18 protein-coding genes and 1 tRNA gene are annotated in these 20,167 nt (G+C 57.0%); 14 read left to right on the top strand and 5 right to left on the bottom strand.

Annotated elements, in window-relative coordinates:
• Positions 1–525 precede the first annotated feature (525 nt).
• The 14 genes from V8G57_RS23430 (at position 526) to V8G57_RS23365 (ending at position 14,586) form a co-directional block, all read left to right on the top strand.
• Entirely contained in the window at positions 526–699 is a 174-nt protein-coding gene (locus V8G57_RS23430) for a Flp family type IVb pilin (RefSeq protein ID WP_342831428.1), read from the top strand.
• A gap of 67 nt (positions 700–766) precedes the next feature.
• Entirely contained in the window at positions 767–1,303 is a 537-nt protein-coding gene (locus V8G57_RS23425; RefSeq protein ID WP_342831427.1) for an A24 family peptidase, read from the top strand.
• Positions 1,304–1,384: 81 nt separating this feature from the next.
• A complete protein-coding gene (locus V8G57_RS23420) occupies positions 1,385–1,870 on the top strand; it encodes a TadE/TadG family type IV pilus assembly protein (RefSeq protein ID WP_342831426.1) in 486 nt (161 codons plus the stop codon).
• 155 nt (positions 1,871–2,025) lie between these two features.
• Complete coding sequence (gene cpaB / locus V8G57_RS23415; RefSeq protein WP_342831425.1) at positions 2,026–3,012, top strand: Flp pilus assembly protein CpaB; 987 nt, start codon at positions 2,026–2,028, stop codon at positions 3,010–3,012.
• Positions 3,013–3,067: 55 nt separating this feature from the next.
• The gene (locus tag V8G57_RS23410; RefSeq protein ID WP_342831424.1) at positions 3,068–4,375 is read left to right on the top strand and encodes a type II and III secretion system protein family protein; all 1,308 of its coding nucleotides are present in this window, start codon (positions 3,068–3,070) and stop codon (positions 4,373–4,375) included.
• Positions 4,376–4,396: 21 nt separating this feature from the next.
• Positions 4,397–5,701 carry a CpaE/TadZ family protein gene (locus tag V8G57_RS23405; RefSeq protein WP_342831423.1) on the top strand — a complete coding sequence of 435 codons (1,305 nt, stop codon included), beginning with the start codon at positions 4,397–4,399 and terminating at the stop codon, positions 5,699–5,701.
• Between the two features lie 113 nt (positions 5,702–5,814).
• Positions 5,815–7,173, top strand: coding sequence for a TadA family conjugal transfer-associated ATPase (locus tag V8G57_RS23400; protein ID WP_342831422.1), 1,359 nt, complete (start codon positions 5,815–5,817; stop codon positions 7,171–7,173).
• A gap of 2 nt (positions 7,174–7,175) precedes the next feature.
• Positions 7,176–8,105, top strand: coding sequence for a type II secretion system F family protein (locus tag V8G57_RS23395; RefSeq protein ID WP_342831421.1), 930 nt, complete (start codon positions 7,176–7,178; stop codon positions 8,103–8,105).
• A 39-nt stretch (positions 8,106–8,144) separates the two neighbouring features.
• A complete protein-coding gene (locus V8G57_RS23390; protein ID WP_342831420.1) occupies positions 8,145–9,113 on the top strand; it encodes a type II secretion system F family protein in 969 nt (322 codons plus the stop codon).
• Complete coding sequence (locus tag V8G57_RS23385) at positions 9,110–10,015, top strand: tetratricopeptide repeat protein (protein WP_342831419.1); 906 nt, start codon at positions 9,110–9,112, stop codon at positions 10,013–10,015. The genes V8G57_RS23390 and V8G57_RS23385 overlap by 4 nt, the downstream gene beginning before the upstream one ends.
• 38 nt (positions 10,016–10,053) lie before the next feature.
• A complete protein-coding gene (locus V8G57_RS23380) occupies positions 10,054–10,500 on the top strand; it encodes a DUF3613 domain-containing protein (RefSeq protein WP_342831418.1) in 447 nt (148 codons plus the stop codon).
• 43 nt (positions 10,501–10,543) lie between these two features.
• Entirely contained in the window at positions 10,544–12,241 is a 1,698-nt protein-coding gene (locus V8G57_RS23375; RefSeq protein ID WP_342831417.1) for a TadG family pilus assembly protein, read from the top strand.
• Positions 12,242–12,383: 142 nt separating this feature from the next.
• Positions 12,384–13,751 carry a sigma 54-interacting transcriptional regulator gene (locus V8G57_RS23370; RefSeq protein WP_342831416.1) on the top strand — a complete coding sequence of 456 codons (1,368 nt, stop codon included), beginning with the start codon at positions 12,384–12,386 and terminating at the stop codon, positions 13,749–13,751.
• A gap of 139 nt (positions 13,752–13,890) precedes the next feature.
• Positions 13,891–14,586 carry a DUF2968 domain-containing protein gene (locus tag V8G57_RS23365; protein ID WP_342831415.1) on the top strand — a complete coding sequence of 232 codons (696 nt, stop codon included), beginning with the start codon at positions 13,891–13,893 and terminating at the stop codon, positions 14,584–14,586.
• Positions 14,587–14,798: 212 nt separating this feature from the next.
• On the opposite strand, the gene V8G57_RS23360 is transcribed toward V8G57_RS23365, so the two are convergent.
• From V8G57_RS23360 to rho, 5 genes are all read right to left on the bottom strand, one after another.
• Positions 14,799–14,885, bottom strand: a tRNA-Leu gene (locus V8G57_RS23360).
• 84 nt (positions 14,886–14,969) lie between these two features.
• Complete coding sequence (locus V8G57_RS23355; RefSeq protein ID WP_342831414.1) at positions 14,970–16,688, bottom strand: ArnT family glycosyltransferase; 1,719 nt, start codon at positions 16,686–16,688, stop codon at positions 14,970–14,972.
• A 210-nt stretch (positions 16,689–16,898) separates the two neighbouring features.
• On the bottom strand, positions 16,899–17,168 hold the full coding sequence (locus V8G57_RS23350; protein ID WP_014004858.1) for a type B 50S ribosomal protein L31: 270 nt from the start codon (positions 17,166–17,168) through the stop codon (positions 16,899–16,901).
• A gap of 230 nt (positions 17,169–17,398) precedes the next feature.
• On the bottom strand, positions 17,399–18,691 hold the full coding sequence (gene tcuC, locus V8G57_RS23345) for an MFS transporter (RefSeq protein ID WP_342831413.1): 1,293 nt from the start codon (positions 18,689–18,691) through the stop codon (positions 17,399–17,401).
• 205 nt (positions 18,692–18,896) lie between these two features.
• Complete coding sequence (gene rho, locus V8G57_RS23340) at positions 18,897–20,159, bottom strand: transcription termination factor Rho (protein ID WP_014004861.1); 1,263 nt, start codon at positions 20,157–20,159, stop codon at positions 18,897–18,899.
• Positions 20,160–20,167 lie beyond the last annotated feature (8 nt).

Here is a 20,167-nt window from a genome sequence, read left to right as displayed (position 1 = left end):
CTCGGGCCACGTACTACCGCCGGGTTTTTTGTCGGCTTGGGACGATTTGCTGTCCATGTTCGTACCGACTCCAACGTTAAGGAAGTATCGCGCATCTGTCGCTAAAAACAGTAGTTCTGCGCACCGATCCATGGTGTGCGGTTGTGTGCAAAAGTGGTAAGACCAATCTGTATTTTTATGATGAACAAGATTGTAGAAAGTGCATGCTGACAATCGAAATTTTAGCTTACCCAAAAGTAATTATTGGTTGCCTTGGTGTAACTATTATTTTCATAATGTAAAATGCTATTTCAAGCCAAAACCTTGTTTTCCCTATGAAGAACCGACTAGAGGGATTGCTCTAATAATATGTTTCTTAAAGGAAAAATTTATCTTGAGGTAATTTTTAATCGGGGCTATGCTGATACCGCGTAGTCTGAATTCAGAGGGTTTGATTTGCGGCTGAATGTGGAGTCGTTCGACCGCGGATTGTTGCGCAAAAAGGCTGCAGATTTAATGAGGTATGTGCTTTTTCAGGAGATCACAATGAACGCCAAATTAATGAAATTTCTTCGGGATGAAGATGGGGTTACTGCAATCGAATATGGTCTGATTGCAGGGTTGGTCGCAGTAGCGATCATTGTCGCGGTTACTCTCCTGGGCACCGATCTATCGCGGTTGTTCAACAACATAGCCGGTAGATTACCAATTGGCACTTAATTCCAACTGTACAGAACACCATGAGCTGTCCAATTAGCCGTCGCTGCTAATTGGACAGAGAAAACAAATGCCGGATTTAAGTTTGTTGCCACTATTTTTGCTGTTTTGCGCTGCAATTTTTTCATACGACTGTTTATTTCGCCGCGTTCCTAACAAATTCTTGTTGATCGCGATTGCGGTACAGCTAGGATTTTTTTTGTGGCTGGGTAAAGGCTTGAACGGTATCGGCTGGTTGAATGCTTTATCTGGTTTCGCAGTCGGATTGGCGTTTTTCTTGCCGTTGTATGCATTGCGAGCGATGGCGGCAGGTGATGTCAAGTTTTTTGCTGTGCTTGGTTTCCTGCTTGGACCTGGAGCGTTGTTGCCAGCCTTCCTGATCGCTTCTTTGATTGCAGGTGCCCATGCAGCAGTGATGTATGCCTCGCGTTTGGGAATGGTGCCTCGCATGCAGTTGATTGCGATGCGCGTGATGCGCTGGCCATTGTGCCAGCGACTACTGGAAAAACGCGGCAAACGTGTGGGAATTCCTTATGCAGCGTACTTGGCATTAGCCGGGGCTTGGATAGGGGTGCATGGCGCTGGGATAGCGCTAGGGTTTACCTGAGTTCTTGTTTGCATCATGCATGCTGGCAGGCGGATGCCGGCGGTGCACTGATCGTATCAGCGGTAAAGATCGGGAGCAGGGATGTATTACAAATATAAAGATACGGCCCGTCCCGGGAGGGCATCGGGAGTACGGCGCACCGTTCAGCGCGGTATTGCAGCGATAGAATTTGCTTTGGTTTTCCCAGTGCTTTTTGTACTGCTGTACGGAATCATTACCTATGTACTGATTTTCCTGGCCCAGCAATCTTTGGCGCTGGCAGCGGAAGAAGGCGCGCGCGCTGCGCTGCGCTACACCACTGCGGATCGCGGCACGATTGCCTGCAACACCGCGACTCAGCTTGTTAAGTGGCTAGGTAGCAATGGCAATGGCGATCCGATTGCCACCTGTGTTCCGACCGGCCCCGTCGTGTGTGCATTCCCCGCGGGCACCAGCGCGCAATGCATCACAGTCAAAGTCTCATACCCATATAGCACTCAGCCTTTGGTGCCGCTGTTGCTGGGACCACTAATGAATGTTGCGGTACCCGCGACGTTGGCGAGCTCTGCCACGGTGCAAATTAATTGAGAATGCCGTTGACAAGAATTATTTATTTACTACCCACAACATTATCGGTATAGCGTCAGTGAGTGAATAGCTTGGTGCTCTGGTTGACGTAGATGTGATGTGGCATGGAAGCATTTTGAACTTCTCTCTGTTCGGATAGGCATCGACTACACCCTATGAATAACCTTACAAAAATTGTTGCAGCAATATTGGTGGTGGCTGCTCTCGGTTTGGCGTTTGTAGCTTGGTGGCTAGGCAGCCGTCCGCCGCCGACGATTTCCGCGGCGCCTGCATCAATCGCCAGGAATGCCAGCCAGTATGAGGTTGTAGTGGCAGCACGTGCGCTGGTCGCGGGCAAAGCAATCGGTACCGACGATATCAGCCTGGTGGCTCTTCCGATCAATCCGGCCGGTGCGTACAGCCAGGCCAGTTCGGTGGTTGGCAAGGTTCCTCTGATTGACATCGGCGCCGGTACGCCGATTACCGAAAGCGGCCTGGCCAGCGGCCTGGCAGTGAAGCTGGCTGATGGCGAGCGGGCTGTGGCAATTCCGGTCGATGAGATTGTCGGCGCCGGCAACCGTGTTCAGGCGGGTGATTATGTCGATGTATTTTTCACGCTCAAGCAAGGCCAGGATAGCGAAAAGACGCAAGCGCGTTTATTGATGTCGCGCCTGCATGTGCTGTCATACGGGGCGGCGGTGATCGGTACCGCTGGCGGTAGCGGCGGAGCGACGCCGCCTCAGCAGGCATCGCAGACAAGCCAGCCGGCACAGGCGCAGGCTCAGCCAGTTGCCCGGACCGCAGTGCTGGCGACGCCGGTCGCGGATGTCAATCGCCTGCTGCTGGCAACCCAGAATGGCAAATTGATGCTGGCGCTGCGTAACCCCAGCGACGAAGCAATTCCGGATCTGGCGCTGTTTCCGTCCCCGGCCACCGTGCTGGCAGGCAAACGAGAGCTCACACGCGATCAGCAAGAGGCGTTGAAGCTACCGGACAACCAGGCATTTGCCGGCATGGAAATGAACGGGCTGGCAGGCGATTCCAGATCGTCGGCGAGCTATAAGGCAGCCGCCGCGCCACGACCTGGGGCAGCACGTGGCGCCAATATTCCCGGCACAGTTGAGGTCATCCGTGGCACCCAGCGGGAGTCGGTAGCTTTCTGACGCGAGAAGTTTTTCAATGACGGGCTTATATCAATAACAGGATTGACCGTAACTCATGAAAATTCACGAACTAGCCCTGCCATTGCTGTTAAGCGCGAGTGCAATTCCAGTCTTTTCCATGGCTGCCACTGCGGATATCACGCTCGCCATGCACGAACAGCAAAACCTGCCGGTTGCGGGTACGCTGGAACGCATTGCGATAGCCGATCCGGAAGTGGCGGATGTATTGATGGTGCGTGGTTCCGGCGGCAAAAATGGCAGCGTGATCCTGGTCGGGAAAAAAGCCGGCGTCACCACCGTGACGGCATGGGCCAAGGGCATGCCGGCCAATACATGGAGGATTACGGTACAAGGTGACTTGCAGGCGGCTGTGGCCGGGCAAGGCGGGGCCGACGTGAAGGTGCGTGGCGCTGCCAGCGTGATCAGCGGACAGGCGCCATCGCTTCTGGACCATATAAAAAGCAGTGCTGCCGCTGCGGACGCGGCAGGCAAGGGTAAGGTGCTCGATATCTCGACCATCGATAGCGGCAACGTGGTGCAGATCGATGTCAAGATCGTCGAATTCAGCAAATCGGTATTGAAGGAAGTCGGTTTCGATTTCGGGCTGCTGGTAAACCGCGGCAATTTCAGTTTTAACCTGGGCAGCAACCTCGCTTCCAACGGTGGGCTGACTACGGCATCGTCTGCGTTCGGTTTGCTGACGAAGTTCAGCCGAGGTAGTTACAGTTTGAGCAGCAACTTGCGCCTGATTGAAGGAAATGGCATGGCGCGCGTGCTGGCGGAGCCATCGCTGACCGCTCTCTCCGGCCAAAGTGCGAGTTTCCTGGCTGGCGGCGAACTGCCAATTCCGCAGTCCGGCGGCCTTGGCACCACCACGATCGTCTACAAACCTTTCGGGATCGGCTTGACTGTTTCGCCGACCATACTGGCGAAAGGCCGGATCGCTCTCAAGGTCGCACCGGAAGCAAGCGACGTCGACTATACCAAGGTCGTCATCACAGACACCGTATCCGTGCCGTCGATTAATACCCGGCGTGCAGATACGACGGTCGAGTTGGGCGACGGCGAAAGCTTCATCATCGGCGGCCTGGTTTCACGCACTACGCTATCCAATGTCAAAAAAATTCCACTGCTGGGTGATTTGCCTATTATCGGCAGCTTCTTCCGTAATCTGAGTTACTCCCAGGACGAAAAGGAATTGGTGATTATCGTCACTCCGCACATTGTCCAGCCAATCGCAAAAAATGTGCCGCTGCCATTGCCTGGCGAAACCGAGGAACGCCGCAATACCGCTGGCACCGCGTGGGGAAGTTATCTGCTAGGAGGAGCGAGCCGCGACGAATTGCCGGGATTTTCAAAATAAGCGCCCAATTTCTTGGATCACATGATGAATGCTCGTAACAAGGCTTTGAATGAACTGACGGCGCTTAGCCGTTTCGTCTTCTGTTCGCGCAACAGCACGCAAGCAGAATGGCTGGGTGCGGCCCTTGGCAAATGGGGCACGCTATTGCAGGAAAAAGCCGATGTAGCGGAATTGCTGTCGCGCATAGTGGAGCTCAATCCTTTGCTGGTGCTGCTGGATTTCTCAGGTATAGAGCAAGTAAGCGACCACGCCGGCGTCCTGTCGCTTGACTCTCTGGGCACAACCGCGCATGCAACCGAATTGGCGCGCGCCCTGAGTAAAACCCTTCCGACTTTGCCTTTGGTGGCGGTCGGCTCCATGGCGTTTCCCGAAGGGACGATTGCGGCCTTGCGTGCAGGCGTCAGCGATTTCATCGACGTCAGCGCTTCCGAGGATGAAGCGCGCGATGTGGTGCAGCGGGTGCTGGCCAAGGCTGCTGCGCGAGCCCCGGCGCCGGTCAAGCGCGGCCAGCTAGTGACCTTGCTCGGCGTACGTCCGGGTATCGGCACCAGCACATTGGCAGCGCACCTGGCGGACATGATCCAGCTGCGCAATACCAGTCACGGCGGCAAGCGGAATGCGACCGACAGCCGGGTCGCATTGCTTGACCTGGGCTTGCCGGCCGGGGATGGCAAGCTGTACCTGAGCGCCAACGGCAATTTCGATTTTGCCGAAGCGGTGCGCAACCTGCGCCGTTTTGACGAGACCCTTGTGCATACGGCACTGCCGCGCAGCCCTGGCGGCGTTACCGTGATTTCGCTGCCGCACAGCCTGAGCGAAATGCGCACGGTGTCGCACCACGATGCACTGGCCTTGCTGGATCGGCTGCGCCTGTACTTTGACGTATTGATCGCCGATCTCGGCGGCTTCACCAATCATGAATTCATCGCCAACCTGACCGGCGCCGCCGACCAGGTATGGCTGGTGACCGACCAGAGCGTCGGCGCCCTGGTATCGCTGGCGGGCACCTTGCAGGAACTGAACGGCCGCCATCCCGACGACGGCAAGCGCCACCTGGTGGTGAACCGTTACGACGACCGTTTCGGCATGGCGGCAAACCAGATTGCCGAGCGTTTCAAATTGCCCTTGCTGGCGACTTTGCCGGAACGTACGCTGAAGCTGACCTCCAGCGCCAACCGCGGCAAGCTGCTGCATGAAGTTGCTCCGCACGATACTTACGTCAAAGCTGTGGACGGCCTGATTGATGGCTTGCTCAGCCATGATGAGACGGCAGCGCACAAACATGGAGTGGGACGCTGGCTGCCGAAAATTTTATTGCGAAAATAAGTAAGCAAGTAAGCAAGCAAGCCGATTTAGATACGATGCACGCCGCTGTCTCAGAACCTGGCCAGGAAAAGACAGGAAAAGGCGGCCCCTGATGAAAGACGGGAGAAACGAACGTGAGTAACCAGATTGAATTTGCCGACGACGATCAAGCGTTTACAAACACCCAGGAATTCCAGGATATCAAGACTGCGGCCTACGATCATCTGCTGACGCGGATTGAAGAACTGGGGGCGGAGTTCGGCCGCTGGTCGCGCAGCGCGATCCAGCAATTCGTCAATCTGGACGTCGACGGTTTTGTCCGCCTGCAGCGCATTCCCTTGAATGAAGCCGAAGTACGGCAGATCGCCGACGCCCTGACCAAGGAACTGGCGGGCCTGGGGCCGCTGGAAGACCTGCTGGCCGACATGACGGTCGAAGATATCCTGATCAACGGTTACAACGACGTGTTTGTTTCGCGCCATGGCGTATTGCAGCGTGAGACGCTGCGCTTTACCGATAACGCCCATCTGCTGCGCATCGTCAGGCGCATCCTGGCGCCGCTGGGACGCCGGCTGGACGAATCGAATCCGATGGTCGACGCCCGCTTGCCCGACGGCGGCCGGCTCAACGTGGTGATCGAACCGTTGTCGGTGGATGGGCCAATGGTGTCGATCCGGAAATTCCGCAAGGAGCCGCTGAAACCTACCGACCTGCTCAATCTCGGCACCATGAACGAGGAAATATATTCGCTGCTGGATAATGCGGTCAAAGCCCGTTGCAATATCCTGGTCTCGGGCGGCACCAGCTCCGGTAAAACATCTTTGCTGAACGCACTGGCATTTTTCATCCCGGAGAACGAACGTGTGGTGACAGTGGAAGACACAGCAGAGCTGTCGCTCAACCATCCGCACGTGGTGCGCCTGGAATCGCGCCTGGGCGGCTTCGAAGGCAGCGGCGCAGTCAGTATCCGCGACTTGATCCGCAACAGCCTGCGGATGCGGCCGGACCGGATTATTGTCGGCGAGGTGCGCGGCGCCGAAGTATTGGAAATGCTGCAAGCCATGAATACCGGCCATGACGGCTCGATGGGAACGATCCACGCCAATACGCCGCGCGAATGCTTGTACCGGATCGAAATGCTGGCAGGGTTTGCCGGCTTCCAGGGAAGCGAAAGCAGCCTCAGGCGGCAAATCGCCGGCGCCCTTGATTTCATTGTGCAGATCGGCCGGCTCTCCAATGGCCGCCGCCGCATCGTCTCGATTACCGAAGTCACCGGCATGGGCGACAACATCATCACCCTGCAGGAACTGTATCGGCATGAAAGCTATATCGGACCGGATGGTGAAGAAGCGGATCGCTGGATATCGCTGGGTATCTTCCCGCATGCACCCAAACTGCAACGCCAGCGCCAGCTTGGGCAGCAAAGCGCCGGCAGTCCGAATACCGGCGGTCTCGGCCATGGTTCGACAGGTGGCCAGCCGGGGAGGCGCTAGTCATGCATATTGCTCTTTGGCTGCTTGCTGCTGCGCTGCTATTGACCGGTGCCGGTCTTTGGCTGTGGCAGCGCGCGCAACAACGCTCTCAGCAGGACGTCAGCGCTGCATTCGTGAACCGGCAGCTGCAAGGAATGCAGCTGGTCCAGAAGGAACCGCAGGATGCGAACCAGATCGCGCCGCAACTGCAAGTGTCGATAGAAGCCTTGCGCCATTTCTTCTTGCGCGCAGGGATCCAGCATCCTAGCGGCAAACTGTACGTCCAGCTGCTGGTCCCTGGAATCTGCCTGACGCTGCTGGCATTGATATTGGGTGGCGCATTGTCAGCAGTCGGAACGCTGCTGTTATATACGATGCTGGTCTATTTTTATTTCTGGCTGCGGACGGCCAAATTGCAGCGGACCATGGTGCGGCAATTGCCGGGGTTCCTCGATACCCTGGTGCGCCTGGTCACAATAGGCAACAGTATCGGCTCGGCCTTCCAGACCGGTATCTTGAGCACTGAGGGGGCGTTGCGGGTGATACTGGACCGTGCAAACCGACAGGTGCAGGCCGGCGTTGAGCTGGAACATGCATTGCGTTTGCAAGCTGCCATTTACCGATTCAAGGAACTGGATCTGGTCGCTGCCGTGATTGGTGTGTCGACTCGCTTTGGCGGACGTTCGGACCTGGTCCTGGAACGCATGGCAGCTTTCATGCGCGACCTGGAACATGCACAGAATGAATTGGTTTCGCTGTCTGCCGAAATTCGTTTGTCGGCCTGGATCATGGGCATCTTGCCGATCGCTATTGGTATTTTCCTGATCATTTTTAATAACAATATGTTTGCAAGCATGTGGCAGGACCCGATCGGGAAAAAAATGCTGGTTGGCGCGGTCGTGCTCGAAGTGGTGGGCGGCTACGGCCTGTATCGACTGGCAAAAACGGTGTAGCAGGTAATGCTGCCAAGCGTTATATGAAGCGGGGATAAAGTGAATTCGACACAATATACGTTGATCATCCTGGCGGTCCTGCTGCTGGCCGCAGCCTTGTTGCTGATGGGAGGAGCTCTGTTGGCGAGAGCATGGCGGCTCAAACGAAATCTGGCCACAATTGACGAAAAGATCGCATCCCATGACCGTCCGGCTGCCAGCGCCAATATCAATGCCAATCTCAGTGCGAAACCGACATCCTTGCGTGACCGGCTGGTAGCGGTCAGCGCCGGCTGGCTTGATACGCCGGTAGGACGTCAGCTGGTGGCGGAAGAAGATCGCCATCTGCTGGATCAATGCAATGTCAATGACGTGCGTGGTAAATCCTTGTTTTTTCTGGCGCGAGCGGTGCTTGCAGTCAGCTTGCCTCTGCTTGGGTTTTTTCTGATTCCTCGCGGAGGATGGCTTTCGCTGCTGCTGATTCTTTTTTTTGGCATTGCCTTGGGCCATATGCTGCCGAAATGGATCATGCGGAGCGTCGCGCTCAAGCGCCAGCGGCTGGCGGCCGAGGAATTGCCCTTGCTGATTGACTTGCTGCGCTTATTGCAAGGCGTGGGTTTGTCGGTCGACCAGAGCCTGCATGTGATTGAAAACGAATTCGGAAATGTGCTCACGGTGTTGGGGGAAGAATTGGCGATCGCCAGCCGCCAATACAGCACGGGACGCAGCCGGGAACAATCGATGCGGCGCTTTTCGACGGTGTTCGACAATGAGGATTTGCACGCGGTTTCGCGCCTGCTGGTGCAGGTGGAACATCACGGCGGCGCGGTGCAGGAACCGCTCAAGCAGTTTAGCGAACGGATCCGCGAGCAGCGCAAGCTGGACATGAGAGAAAAGATCGGAAAGCTGACAGTGAAGATGACGGGAGTCATGGTGATGACCTTGCTGCCAGGACTGCTGGTGATTACCGGCGGCGTCGGGTTCCTGGCGGTGATCAGGGCTCTGTCAAGAATGGGAGCAAATGCATGAAGATTTTCGATATGCGCCCGGACACGGGTAGCCACGAGGCACGGCGGCCGGCTTGCCCGGCCTGGTTTTCACCGTTCGCCATTGCATTGGTCGCGGTGTTGGCTGGCGGTTGTGCAAGCAATTCTGCCAAGTTGTATGCGCAACAGAATGAAGCGGCGCAGTTGCGGCAGCAGGCGGAAGAGAAGGCGCCCACACCCGATAACAAGGGCATGTACCTGGGTTTGATACGGCAGATGCAGGAGCAGGGCATGTATTTTGCCTCGCTGGCGCACATCGATGCCTACGAGCAGCAGAACGGCAGTACGCCGGAAGTCCAGCGTTTGCGTGCCGACGCATTGCGCGAAACCAGCCAGGCAGCTGCAGCGGAAGCGGCATATCGCAAGTTGCTGAATTCGCCTGAAGCGGGGGCGGCCTGGCACGGGCTGGGCCTGCTGGCGGCACAGAACAGCGATTACGGGAATGCGATCACCTCGCTGAGGGAAGCGGTAAAGCGTGAGCCGACCAATCCCGTGATGCTGAGCGATCTTGGTTACGCAATGCTGCGCAGCGGAGATTTCGCCGGCGCCCGCGTGCCGTTGGCGCAAGCTGCAGAACTGGCGCCTGACAATCGCAAGATGATAGGCAATTTGGCGCTGTTGCTGCTGGTTTCAGGCGATGCAGAAAGAGCTCGCGCCGTAATGGACAAGGCCAACCTGTCCATGGATAGCCGCGCGGCTATATATCGCCTGGCCGCGGAAATCGGACAGCGGCGGCCTGGCGTGGCGGCGGTGCAGGATTCTGCCGGGGGCGCGCAATTCGTCGGGAGCGGTTCTGCAGCAACGGCCGGGAAAAAAACAAATCCGGTGCAGCTGCCGGCGACGCCGTTCCAATCGATGCTGGACCGGTTTGGCAACGGCGGCTGAAAGTCATGCAATTTAATTTTTGCTCAAGGGGTCGGCAAATGAAAGCACAGGGAACTATCGGTCAATACATGCTGTTTGTCGGTTCTGCACTGTTGCTAAGCGCAGGAGTTTCGAGTACTTGGGCACAGAATATGTCGCCGCTTACAGGCAAATTGCTGCAAGATCCTGCCGCCAGGCCAGCCCCGGCGGTCTCTGCAACCGCCAGCGCGCCTACAGCGATTCAGTCAGCAGCGGCTGCATCGCAGGCTGCTGCTCCTGTCCAGCAGCCAGAGACACCGGCATCGACCGGGCCGGAAAACAGAATACGCGTCGGCGACGTCACGCATGCCCTGTTGCAGGCGCAAGCCGATGGACGCGTGGCAGGTCCGCGTTTACCTATGCTGGGCGCGACAGCCGATGCTAGCTGGGCGCGTTATATGGATAGTTTTAAGCATCCACTACCGGAATTTTTTGAAAATAAAGTATCGAAGAACACGTCGAATTAATCATTCCAATACGGATAACCATACCAAATCAACAGCAACCTGCATGAATGCATTTCTCGGCACCATGGTTGGCCATTCCGTTGGCGCGAACGCGCGGCAGCGTGGGATACATCACCATAGCGGTTCCATCATAGTGATGGTGGCGATTTTTTTATCAATTGTATTTATTCTAGCGTCGTCGATTGACATCGGATATGTGTTTTATATGAAACGCGACTTGCAAAAAACCGCTGACCTGGCGGCATTGGCCGGCGCATTGCAGCTGACCACTACGCCTCCAGCCGGCAATCCCACGACATGCGCGGCAACCGACACGGCTGTGCTGGCTGCCATAGGGAATGCTCAGGCCAACGGCTTTGCGACTACGGCTCCTAACAAGATGTCAAATACCATTACAGTTACTTGCGGTCGCTGGGACCCGGTTGTCAATGTAGCGCAGGCGCCAAATTATTTTGCGGCCCCTATCGCAGGAGCCAAGCTGAATGCAGTGAAGGTGGTTGTGGTGCAGACCGTGCCGGCATTTTTTGGCCTGGGCCAGCGCACTATCAGCGGGCAAGCAATTGCTTCGGGCAGTAGTCCCTATGCGACCTTCTCTCTTGGCACGGGGCTGCTTTCCGTGTGCAGCGGCACCAGCCCCTTGCTGAATCCCTTGGTCAACGGTCTCTTGGGCAGTAACGTGTGTTTAAGTGCGGTGACTTACAACGGATTGCTTGGGTCGCAGGTTTCGTTGCTGCAAATTATAAATAACCTGGGTTTGAATGTAGGTACTCTCGACCAGGTATTGAATACCCAGGTAACCTTGGCCCAGCTGATAAATGCGACCATCCAGGCGCTGTCGCCGGCGCAGGCGGCGAGCATAAATGTTGCCGAACTGGGGAATTTAACCACTGGGGCATTAGGCGGGACTCTGCTGAAACTTGGAGACATTCTGAACGTCAACGCTACAGACGGGATTGCAGCCTTAAGTGCGCAAATCAATGTGCTGGATCTGATAAATGTTGGGACTTTGCAAGTCGCTAACAAGAATAACCTGATAGATCTGGGCGCGAATATCGATCTCGGTGCGTTAGGGCAAGTCGGCTTGCAATTAAAGCTGATTGAGCCGCCGCAGATGGGAGTCGGCGGGGTCGGTGCGACGGCAACGTCGGCGCAAGTGCGGCTGGCGCTCAATGTGAATGCTTTGTTAGGCTTGGTTAATCTTCCTCTTTTCATCGATGTCGCTCCGGGGCAGGCCCAACTCCAAAGCCTGCAATGTACTGCACCGAAAAACGCGACATTCAAGATAACAACAGGTGTGGCAGAAGTTTGCCTGGCAAACGGACAGACTGGCATGGGCGCGCCATTTTCATGTCCCGACGTGTCCAAGCCTGCGAACCAGGTCGCAGTTTTACCTTTGGTCAGTCTCGGCATCAATGCGTCGCTGACCAGCCCAGATACAAGCGCAACCTTATATCCGCCTCCTCCTGCGGGTGTGCCTCCAGATGGCCCTAGCAGTAAGCTTGTCGGTTCGTCTTTGGGGGCGATCCTGGGAGGAATTCTCCAGCCGGGAACTTTTGTTTTCGGTGGACTCCTGAGCCTGCTGAATCCGCTGCTTATTACTTTAGGTGCAGTGCTAAACCCGGTATTGGGAGCTGTCGGTGCTTTGCTCGATACGACTTTCTCGTTACTGGGCCTGGGTATTGGGCAAAGTACGCTCAATTTATCGTCAATTAGCTGCGGTGATGTGAAACTGGTTTATTAAAAACAAAAATATCAATTGATGGAAACGATGTGATGAATACCCACGAACGACTGGTTGAAATCCGCGATTTATTAGCACGTCACGGCGCAACGGCAGTAACGATCCAACCAGCCTTGCGCGAAGGTGACTGAAAGAGTTGACCATGCAAAACAAACCTTTGCAAGAAAGTCTCGACATCTACGTATGGGAAGGCAGTTCGGATATTGCCGACCGGATTTCGCAATGCCTGGCGAGTTTCGATATCGAGGTAATACGGGCCGACGGCATGGCGGTGACGCGTGACCAGGTAGCGTCGCGGCCGTCGCTCGCGGTAATTTCGGTGACGGTGATCGAGCACGCCGAGTTTTCCGTCGACGCCTGGCAGAAATCGCATGGCATGCCGGTGATCTGGGTGGCCGAAGTAGGGCGCACCGCCAATCCGCGTGTGTATCCGGTCGAGTACTCGCATATCCTGATGCTTGACTTTACCTGCGCCGAGCTGCGCAAGCTGGTGTTCCGCCTGGCGTCGGAGCTGCACGCCAGCGCTAGCGCCGATCGCGCGCCGCAGCCGCTGATTGCGCAATCCGAAAGCATGCAGGCGCTGGTGGCGGAAGCGGAAGCCTTTGCCGATTGCGAATCCAGCGTGCTGATCATCGGCGAGACCGGCGTCGGCAAGGAGCGCATCGCACAGCTTTTGCACCAGCGCCATGGCCGTTACCGCCATGGCCCGTTTGTCGCCGTCAATTGCGGCGCCATTCCGGACGGCTTGTTCGAGTCGCTGTTTTTCGGCCATGCCAAAGGCGCGTTCACCGGCGCGCTGCTGGCGCACAAAGGTTATTTTGAACAGGCCGACGGCGGCACCTTGTTCCTCGACGAGATCGGCGACTTGCCCTTGTACCAGCAGGTCAAGCTGCTGCGTGTGCTGGAACAGAGCACCGTCACCAGGCTCGGTTCGCAAACCGAGGTCAAGCTGGATTTCCGGCTGGTGGCGGCAACCAACCGCAACCTGCGCGAACAGGTGCAGCAAGATATGTTTCGCGCCGACCTGTATTACCGGCTGGCGGTGATCGAGCTGCGCGTGCCTAACCTGGAAGAGCGCGGCAGGATCGACAAGATTGCGATTTTCAATACCTTGCTGGCGCAGACCTACGAGCAGATCCCGCCGCCGCCGGACTGGCTGCTGGAGCTGGTGGCGGCGGCAAAATTTGCCGGCAACGTGCGCGAGCTGCGCAATGTGGCAGAGCGGGTCGGCATCATCTATCGCCAGCTGGGCGTCTGGGACCGGGTCCGCATCGACCGGGTGTTCGACAAGCTCGGCACCATGGAGCGGGTCAATGAAGGCAATGACCTGACCGCGGTGCGCAAGAAATGGGACCTGGCCGAGCGCGGCCGGATTCTTTCGGTGCTGGACGCCAACGGCTGGCGGCGCCAGGATACCGCGCATGCGCTTGGCATCAGCCGTAAGGTGCTGTGGGAAAAGATGCGCAAATTCCAGATCGCCGATACGGAAGCGGTCGGCGAGGCCGAATAGTTTGTCAAGGACGAGTATTAAAACAACAACAATAATGCTTTGGGTAAAAACAATGCCCAGCAACAATAGGATTGCAGATAAAATTGCCCGCATGCTGTCAAATATCGACTAAATTAATGTTAGCGAAGGGAATCAGGGGATGAATGTAAATGTACGCAATGCAGTCCGCGGTTTAGGATTGGGGATGCTCATTGCCGGCTTGTCGGTCAACGTCTTGGCGCAACCGTCATCCGCCAGCTCTGCCGCCGCCACAGCCGTGCCAACTCCGGCCGCAGCCCCTCAGCCCGCAGCCGTCAGCGCTAACAGCACCATCAGCGAACTGCAGCAGTTGATGCAGAGCCAGGGCGTGAGCGAAATGCGTACTACCTATAACGGTAACTACGGTTCCAGCCTGCTGTTCAAGCCGGAGAGCCGCACCTATTATGTCGCCTTGTTCCAGCAAAAGAATTTCTGGCGCGTCGTGAAAACCACGTCCGACGTGCAAGCCGAACAAATCTACAAGAGCTTCGTCGGCCAGACCGAAAAGCTGGCCGAGGTGGATATCCGCCGCATCAAGCTGGAAGCGGACAAGTCCTACACCGAGCAGCTGATTGCAGCCCAGGAAACCCGTCTCAACGCCTTGCAGAACGATCTGGTAGTGCAGCAGCAGCAAGAACAGAACGTCAGTGTCCAGCAGGATCAGGCGCGTCAGCAGGCACAGCTGCTGAGCAACAAGCAGCAAGCTGCACGCAACGAATTGCGCGGCTTGCAAACCCGCATCCGTACGCTGGAAGCCCAGCAGACCATGCTGGATAACAGTAATTTCGGCGACGCCAAGGCCACCAGCAAGAAGTAACTCCGCCGCGGTGCGGATCTGGCGCCAGGGACTCGCCTTGGCGCCTGGCAGGAAAGATATCGGGATGCGTATATTGCGTGTCCCGATTTTTTTTGCGTGGCGCCATCGCGACCGACTTTATCAAGCCGCGCGGCAGCATGATGGCGGGCCTGGTCGCCGATTCTGATGAGGCAAAACAAAAAGGCCTCCATTTCTGGAAGCCTTATGTCTGTTGGTGCCGAGAGCCGGAATCGAACCGGCACGCTGTTTCCAGCGCGGGATTTTGAGTCCCGTGCGTCTACCTATTCCGCCATCTCGGCAACGCGTCCGCTATTATGACTGGTTTCTGCTGCCCGATCAATAGCTGGGCCAATCAATTTTCCCGCAAACGGCCTGCTGCGGGGCTAGTTGCCGACCCGCTGGTACAGGCGGAAGCGTTCATCGCGGTCCGACGGCCGGCGGCCGGTCCACAGCAGTTTCCAGTTGCCTTTGAATTCACGCCAGATCGCGTCATCCGACTTGACCGAGATATTGTCCTGGTACAGCAGGAAATCGCAATGCGGCTGGCCGTATTCGCCGAATGGAATCTGGCCGAAATAAGCGAAAGATGCGCGCTGCGCCGGACCGACATTGGTGTCCACGCACTGCTTGACGACCGGCAGGTGCTCGTCGATCTGGGCGGCTACGCCGGCATAGCTCTTGCTGTAGTTGATCCATGGCAGCCACAAGGTGGTGAGCAGCAGCCAGCACAGGATCACGCCGCCCGAGGACAGCACTACCGCGCGCCATAGGACCGCCGGCCGGCGCGACAGGCGCCAGTTCACCAGCAGGATCCAGAACACCGAGCCGAGCAGCGCAATCACCAGCGCGATCAGGTTGAATTCCGGTTTGAAGCCGGGCGCCAGCTTGTAGACATTCCTGGCGATCTGCGCCGGCCAGCCGCTTTCCTTGGCGATCCAGGCCAGCCAGATGAATGCTGCGCAGGCGGTCAGGGTCATCACCGAGAACCAGTCCACGGCATTGATGGCGCCGCGTTTCATGGTCGGCAGACCGAATGCCGCCAGGATCACCAGCGGCGGCAGCAGCGGTAGCAGAATGCCTTCTTCCGGATGCGGATTGAGCAGCAGCATGATCGTCAGGCTGATGAAAAACGCCAATGGCAATGCGATATGCAAGGTCGAGCGCTGCTGGCGCCAGGCATACACCGCCCAGCCGGCAAACGGCCATGCGGGCCACGCGAACCAGATGCCGTATTTAAAGTAATACGATAAGGCAGTCCAGGTCGGCCAGCTCAGCTGGCGCAGGTTGATGGTTTCCCAGATGGCGAAGCGGGCCGGCGCGCCTGGTAGCAGGGCCCAGCTGACGATGAACCAGAGCGCGGCAACCAGCAGCGTGACCGGCACGGTCGCCAGCAGCATGTCGCGGGCGATGGCTTTTTCTCGCATCAGCGCCAGCGTCAGCAAACCGCACAGCATGGCTAGCGGCAGCAGCCAGCCGCGCGTCAGGACCAGCAGGCCGAAGCTGAGGCCGAGCAGCGCGGCGCTGCGCAGGCTGCGTGCCTCGAACAGGCGCACTGCAACGTAGATGGAAAAGGCGACCAGCGAGACTTGCAGGCTTTTGGCGGTAGGTTCGTGGCTCTGCAGCAGCAGGCCCAGGCTGCCGAGATAAATCAGGAAGGCGCCGTCGGCCAGGGTGCGGCCGAAGTCGCGCGGTTCAGGCTGGCCGCCGAAGGCTAGGCGGAGCGGCTGTGCTTCGGTGCGGCGTCCCAGCAGGTAGGTGGCGTACCAGACCGACAGCGAACCGACCAGGAAGAATCCCACGGCCGGCAAGCGGCCCGCCAGCGGATCGCCCAGCAGCCAGCCGAACAGCTTGATGAAGATGGCGCCGATCCAGTAAGGCAGCGGACTTTCGCCGGGCATCGGCAAGCCGACGATATTCGGCATCAGCCAGTCGGAGAGGCCGCCGTGGGCCATGGTCCAGGCGATGCCGAAGCTGGAAGCGTCTTCATTTTTCCACGGATCGCGCCCGATCAGGCCCGGCAGTATGTATAGCAATCCCAGCGCCCATAAGCCCCAGCGCGGCAGTGCGCTAGTGGCGGAGGCGGGAAGACGGACGGGCTTCATCACAATGGCGTTTGATCAATGTTGAATTGCTGGGTATTGTGCCGGATAGCGGGTTACTGCGCTATTACTGAGCGTAGTTTTTGTTCCTGGTGTTCTCAAGAAAACATACACTTCTTTACGATTTATCAAAGAGCCGTCTGCGATGCCGCTGGCGAGCCTGATAAACAAAAAAAGGCAGCCGTAGCTGCCTTTTTAAAACGAGCGATCGAATTAAGTATTTGCGATCGAAGTCTTGGAGCCGACAGCGCCGAATTTCTTGCGGAACTTGTCAACGCGGCCAGCGGTGTCGACGATTTTGTGTTGACCGGTGTAGAACGGATGCGATTCCGACGAAACTTCAATCTTCACCAAAGGATATTCTTTACCTTCGTGAGTGATGTTTTCGCGAGTCTGGATTGTCGAACGGGTGACGAACTTGAAATCGTTCGAAACGTCGTGGAACAGGACTTCGCGGTAATTTGGGTGAATGCCGTCTTTCATAATTGCCTCAATTGAGTGGTAGCCAATCAATCACTTCGTCGGTCGTCTTGCTTCTTGACCCGATTGTCGATCACTTGCCGGGGGTGGAAAACCGCAAATTATACAATAAATCCGGTCGTGAATTCGAAAAAATGAATGAAATCAGTGCCTTGGGGTTAATTCAGGGCGGATTTTCAATATTATCTTTTCATCATTTCCTCGGACGGACAGCGAGTCCGCCCAATACGACCTTAGCTTTTGACAGCTGCCAGGATTTGGTTGCCGTTTTTGCGATACAAATACAATGTTGCAAACAAGCCACATATCGCTGCAGCAGTCATCCACATGCCGGGCGCGCCCTTATCGCCGGTGTATTCAATCAGTCCGGTCGCGATGGCTGGCGTGAAGCCGCCGAAAATCGCCGTCGCCAGGCTGTAAGCCAGGGAAAAACCGGCGGTGCGCACTTCAACCGGCATGATTTCGGTCAGGGCCACCACCATTGCGCCGTTATAGCTGGCGTACAGGAACGACAGCCACAGCTCGACCATCAGCATTTTCTGGAAAGTCGGGTCAGCCACCAGCCACGACAGGGCAGGGTAGGCGGTGAGGATGGTGAGGATGGTAAACACCAGCAGCAGCGGCTTGCGGCCGATGCGGTCGGACAGGGCGCCCATCACCGGCAGCCAGATGAAATTCGAAATGCCGACGCAGAAGGTCACCACCAGTGCATCGATGGTAGAAAGCTTGAGCACGCTCTTGCCGAAAGTCGGCGTGTAGACGGTGATCAGGTAGAACGAAACGGTCGTCATCGACACCAGCATCATGCCGGCGATCACCAGGCCCCAGTTATCGACCATGGAACGCAGGATCTCGCGCACGGCAGGCTTGTGCTTGCGCGCCATGAACTCTTCGGTTTCCTGCAGCGAACGGCGGATCATGAACAGCACCGGCACGATCATGCAGCCGATAAAGAACGGCACGCGCCAGCCCCAGTCGGCGATTTGCGCCGGTTGCAGCCATACCTGCAAGCCGAAGCCAAGGGCCGCGGCGACAATGATCGCTACCTGCTGGCTGGCCGATTGCCAGCTGACGTAAAAGCCCTTGTTGCCCGGGGTCGCCATTTCAGACAGGTAGACCGACACGCCGCCCAGTTCAACGCCAGCCGAGAATCCCTGCAGCAGGCGGCCGACCAGCACCAGCAATGGCGCCGCATAGCCGATGCTGGCGTAGCCAGGCACAAAGGCAATCAGCATGGTGCCGAGCGCCATCAGCGCCAGGGTGGTGATCAGGCCCTTGCGGCGGCCGACTCGGTCGACATAGGCGCCGAGGATGATGGCGCCCAGGGGACGCATCAGGAAGCCGGCGCCGAAAGTCATGAAGGTCAGCATCAGCGACGCAAATTCGTCGCCGGCCGGGAAAAAGGTTTTGGAGATATATGTTGCGTAGAAGCCGAACAGGAAAAAATCGAACATCTCCATGAAGTTACCGCTGGTAACCCGCAGGACTGTGCCGAATTTCGATTGGCTGGATTGAGTTGTCGCCATGATGTGCCGTTGCGAAAATGGAGGTTCGCAAGCATAGCATTTAGCGTGTTTTGACGCTTCTTTTGCCGGTAAATTATAGTTTTCACATGGCAATATGCCATGACGCCAGTATTTGCGGCCCGGCGGCCATGGCGCTGTCAGCTGCACATAAAAAAAGAGCCCGGCCGATTTGCATGGGCCAGGCTTTCTTGATGGCTGATGCTGATCAGCCGCCGCGTCGCATCATGTCGAAGAACTCGGCGTTGTTCTTGGTTGACTTCATCTTGTCGAGGATGAACTCCATCGCTTCGATTTCATCCATGCTGTAGAGCAGCTTGCGCAGCACCCAGATCTTCTGCAGCTGGTCAGGCTTGATCAGCAATTCTTCGCGGCGGGTGCCGGACTTGTTCAGGTTGATGGACGGGTACACGCGCTTCTCGGCGAGGCGGCGTTCCAGGTGGACTTCCATGTTGCCGGTACCCTTGAATTCTTCGTAGATCACGTCATCCATGCGGCTGCCGGTTTCGATCAGGGCGGTAGCGATGATGGTCAGCGAACCGCCTTCTTCGATGTTGCGGGCGGCGCCGAAGAAACGCTTCGGACGCTGCAGCGCGTTGGCGTCGACACCGCCGGTCAGCACCTTGCCGGAAGCAGGGATCACGGTGTTGTAGGCGCGCGCCAGGCGGGTGATCGAGTCCAGCAGGATCACCACGTCTTTTTTCATTTCAACCAGGCGCTTGGCTTTTTCCAGCACCATTTCAGCAACCTGCACGTGGCGCGTAGCCGGTTCATCGAAAGTCGATGCCACCACTTCGCCGCGCACCGAGCGCTGCATTTCGGTCACTTCTTCAGGACGTTCGTCGATCAGCAGGACGATCATCACGGTGTCGGGATGGTTGGTGGTGATCGCATGCGCAATATGCTGCAGCATGACCGATTTACCCGACTTCGGCGACGCCACCAGCAGGCCGCGCTGGCCCTTGCCGATAGGTGCGATCATGTCGATGATGCGGCCGGTGATGTTTTCTTCGCCGCGCATGTCGCGTTCCAGCGGCAATGGCTTGTTCGGATGCAGCGGCGTCAGGTTTTCAAACAGGATGCGGTGTTTCGAGGCTTCCGGCGATTCGCCGTTGACCTTGTCGACCTTGACCAGGGCGAAATAGCGCTCGCCGTCTTTCGGCGTACGCACTTCACCTTCGATCGAATCGCCGGTGTGCAGGTTGAAACGGCGGATCTGCGAAGGCGAGATATAAATGTCGTCGGTGGACGCCATGTAGCTGGCGTCGGGCGAGCGCAGGAAGCCAAAGCCGTCAGGCAGGACTTCGAGGGCGCCGTCGCCAAAAATCTGTTCTCCTGATTTCGCGCGCTTTTTCAGGATCGCGAACATCAGTTCTTGTTTGCGCAAACGCGCTGCGTTATCGATGTCCAGGCCGATTGCCATTTCTAGCAGGGCGGAGACGTGTAACGCCTTTAATTCAGATAAATGCATAGGTATGA

This window comes from Collimonas rhizosphaerae (genome assembly GCF_038896935.1).
GTDB classification, from domain to species: Bacteria; Pseudomonadota; Gammaproteobacteria; order Burkholderiales; family Burkholderiaceae_D; genus Collimonas; species Collimonas rhizosphaerae.
Note: the sequence above shows the minus strand (reverse complement) of the source record. Positions and strands in the feature narration are given on the sequence as shown.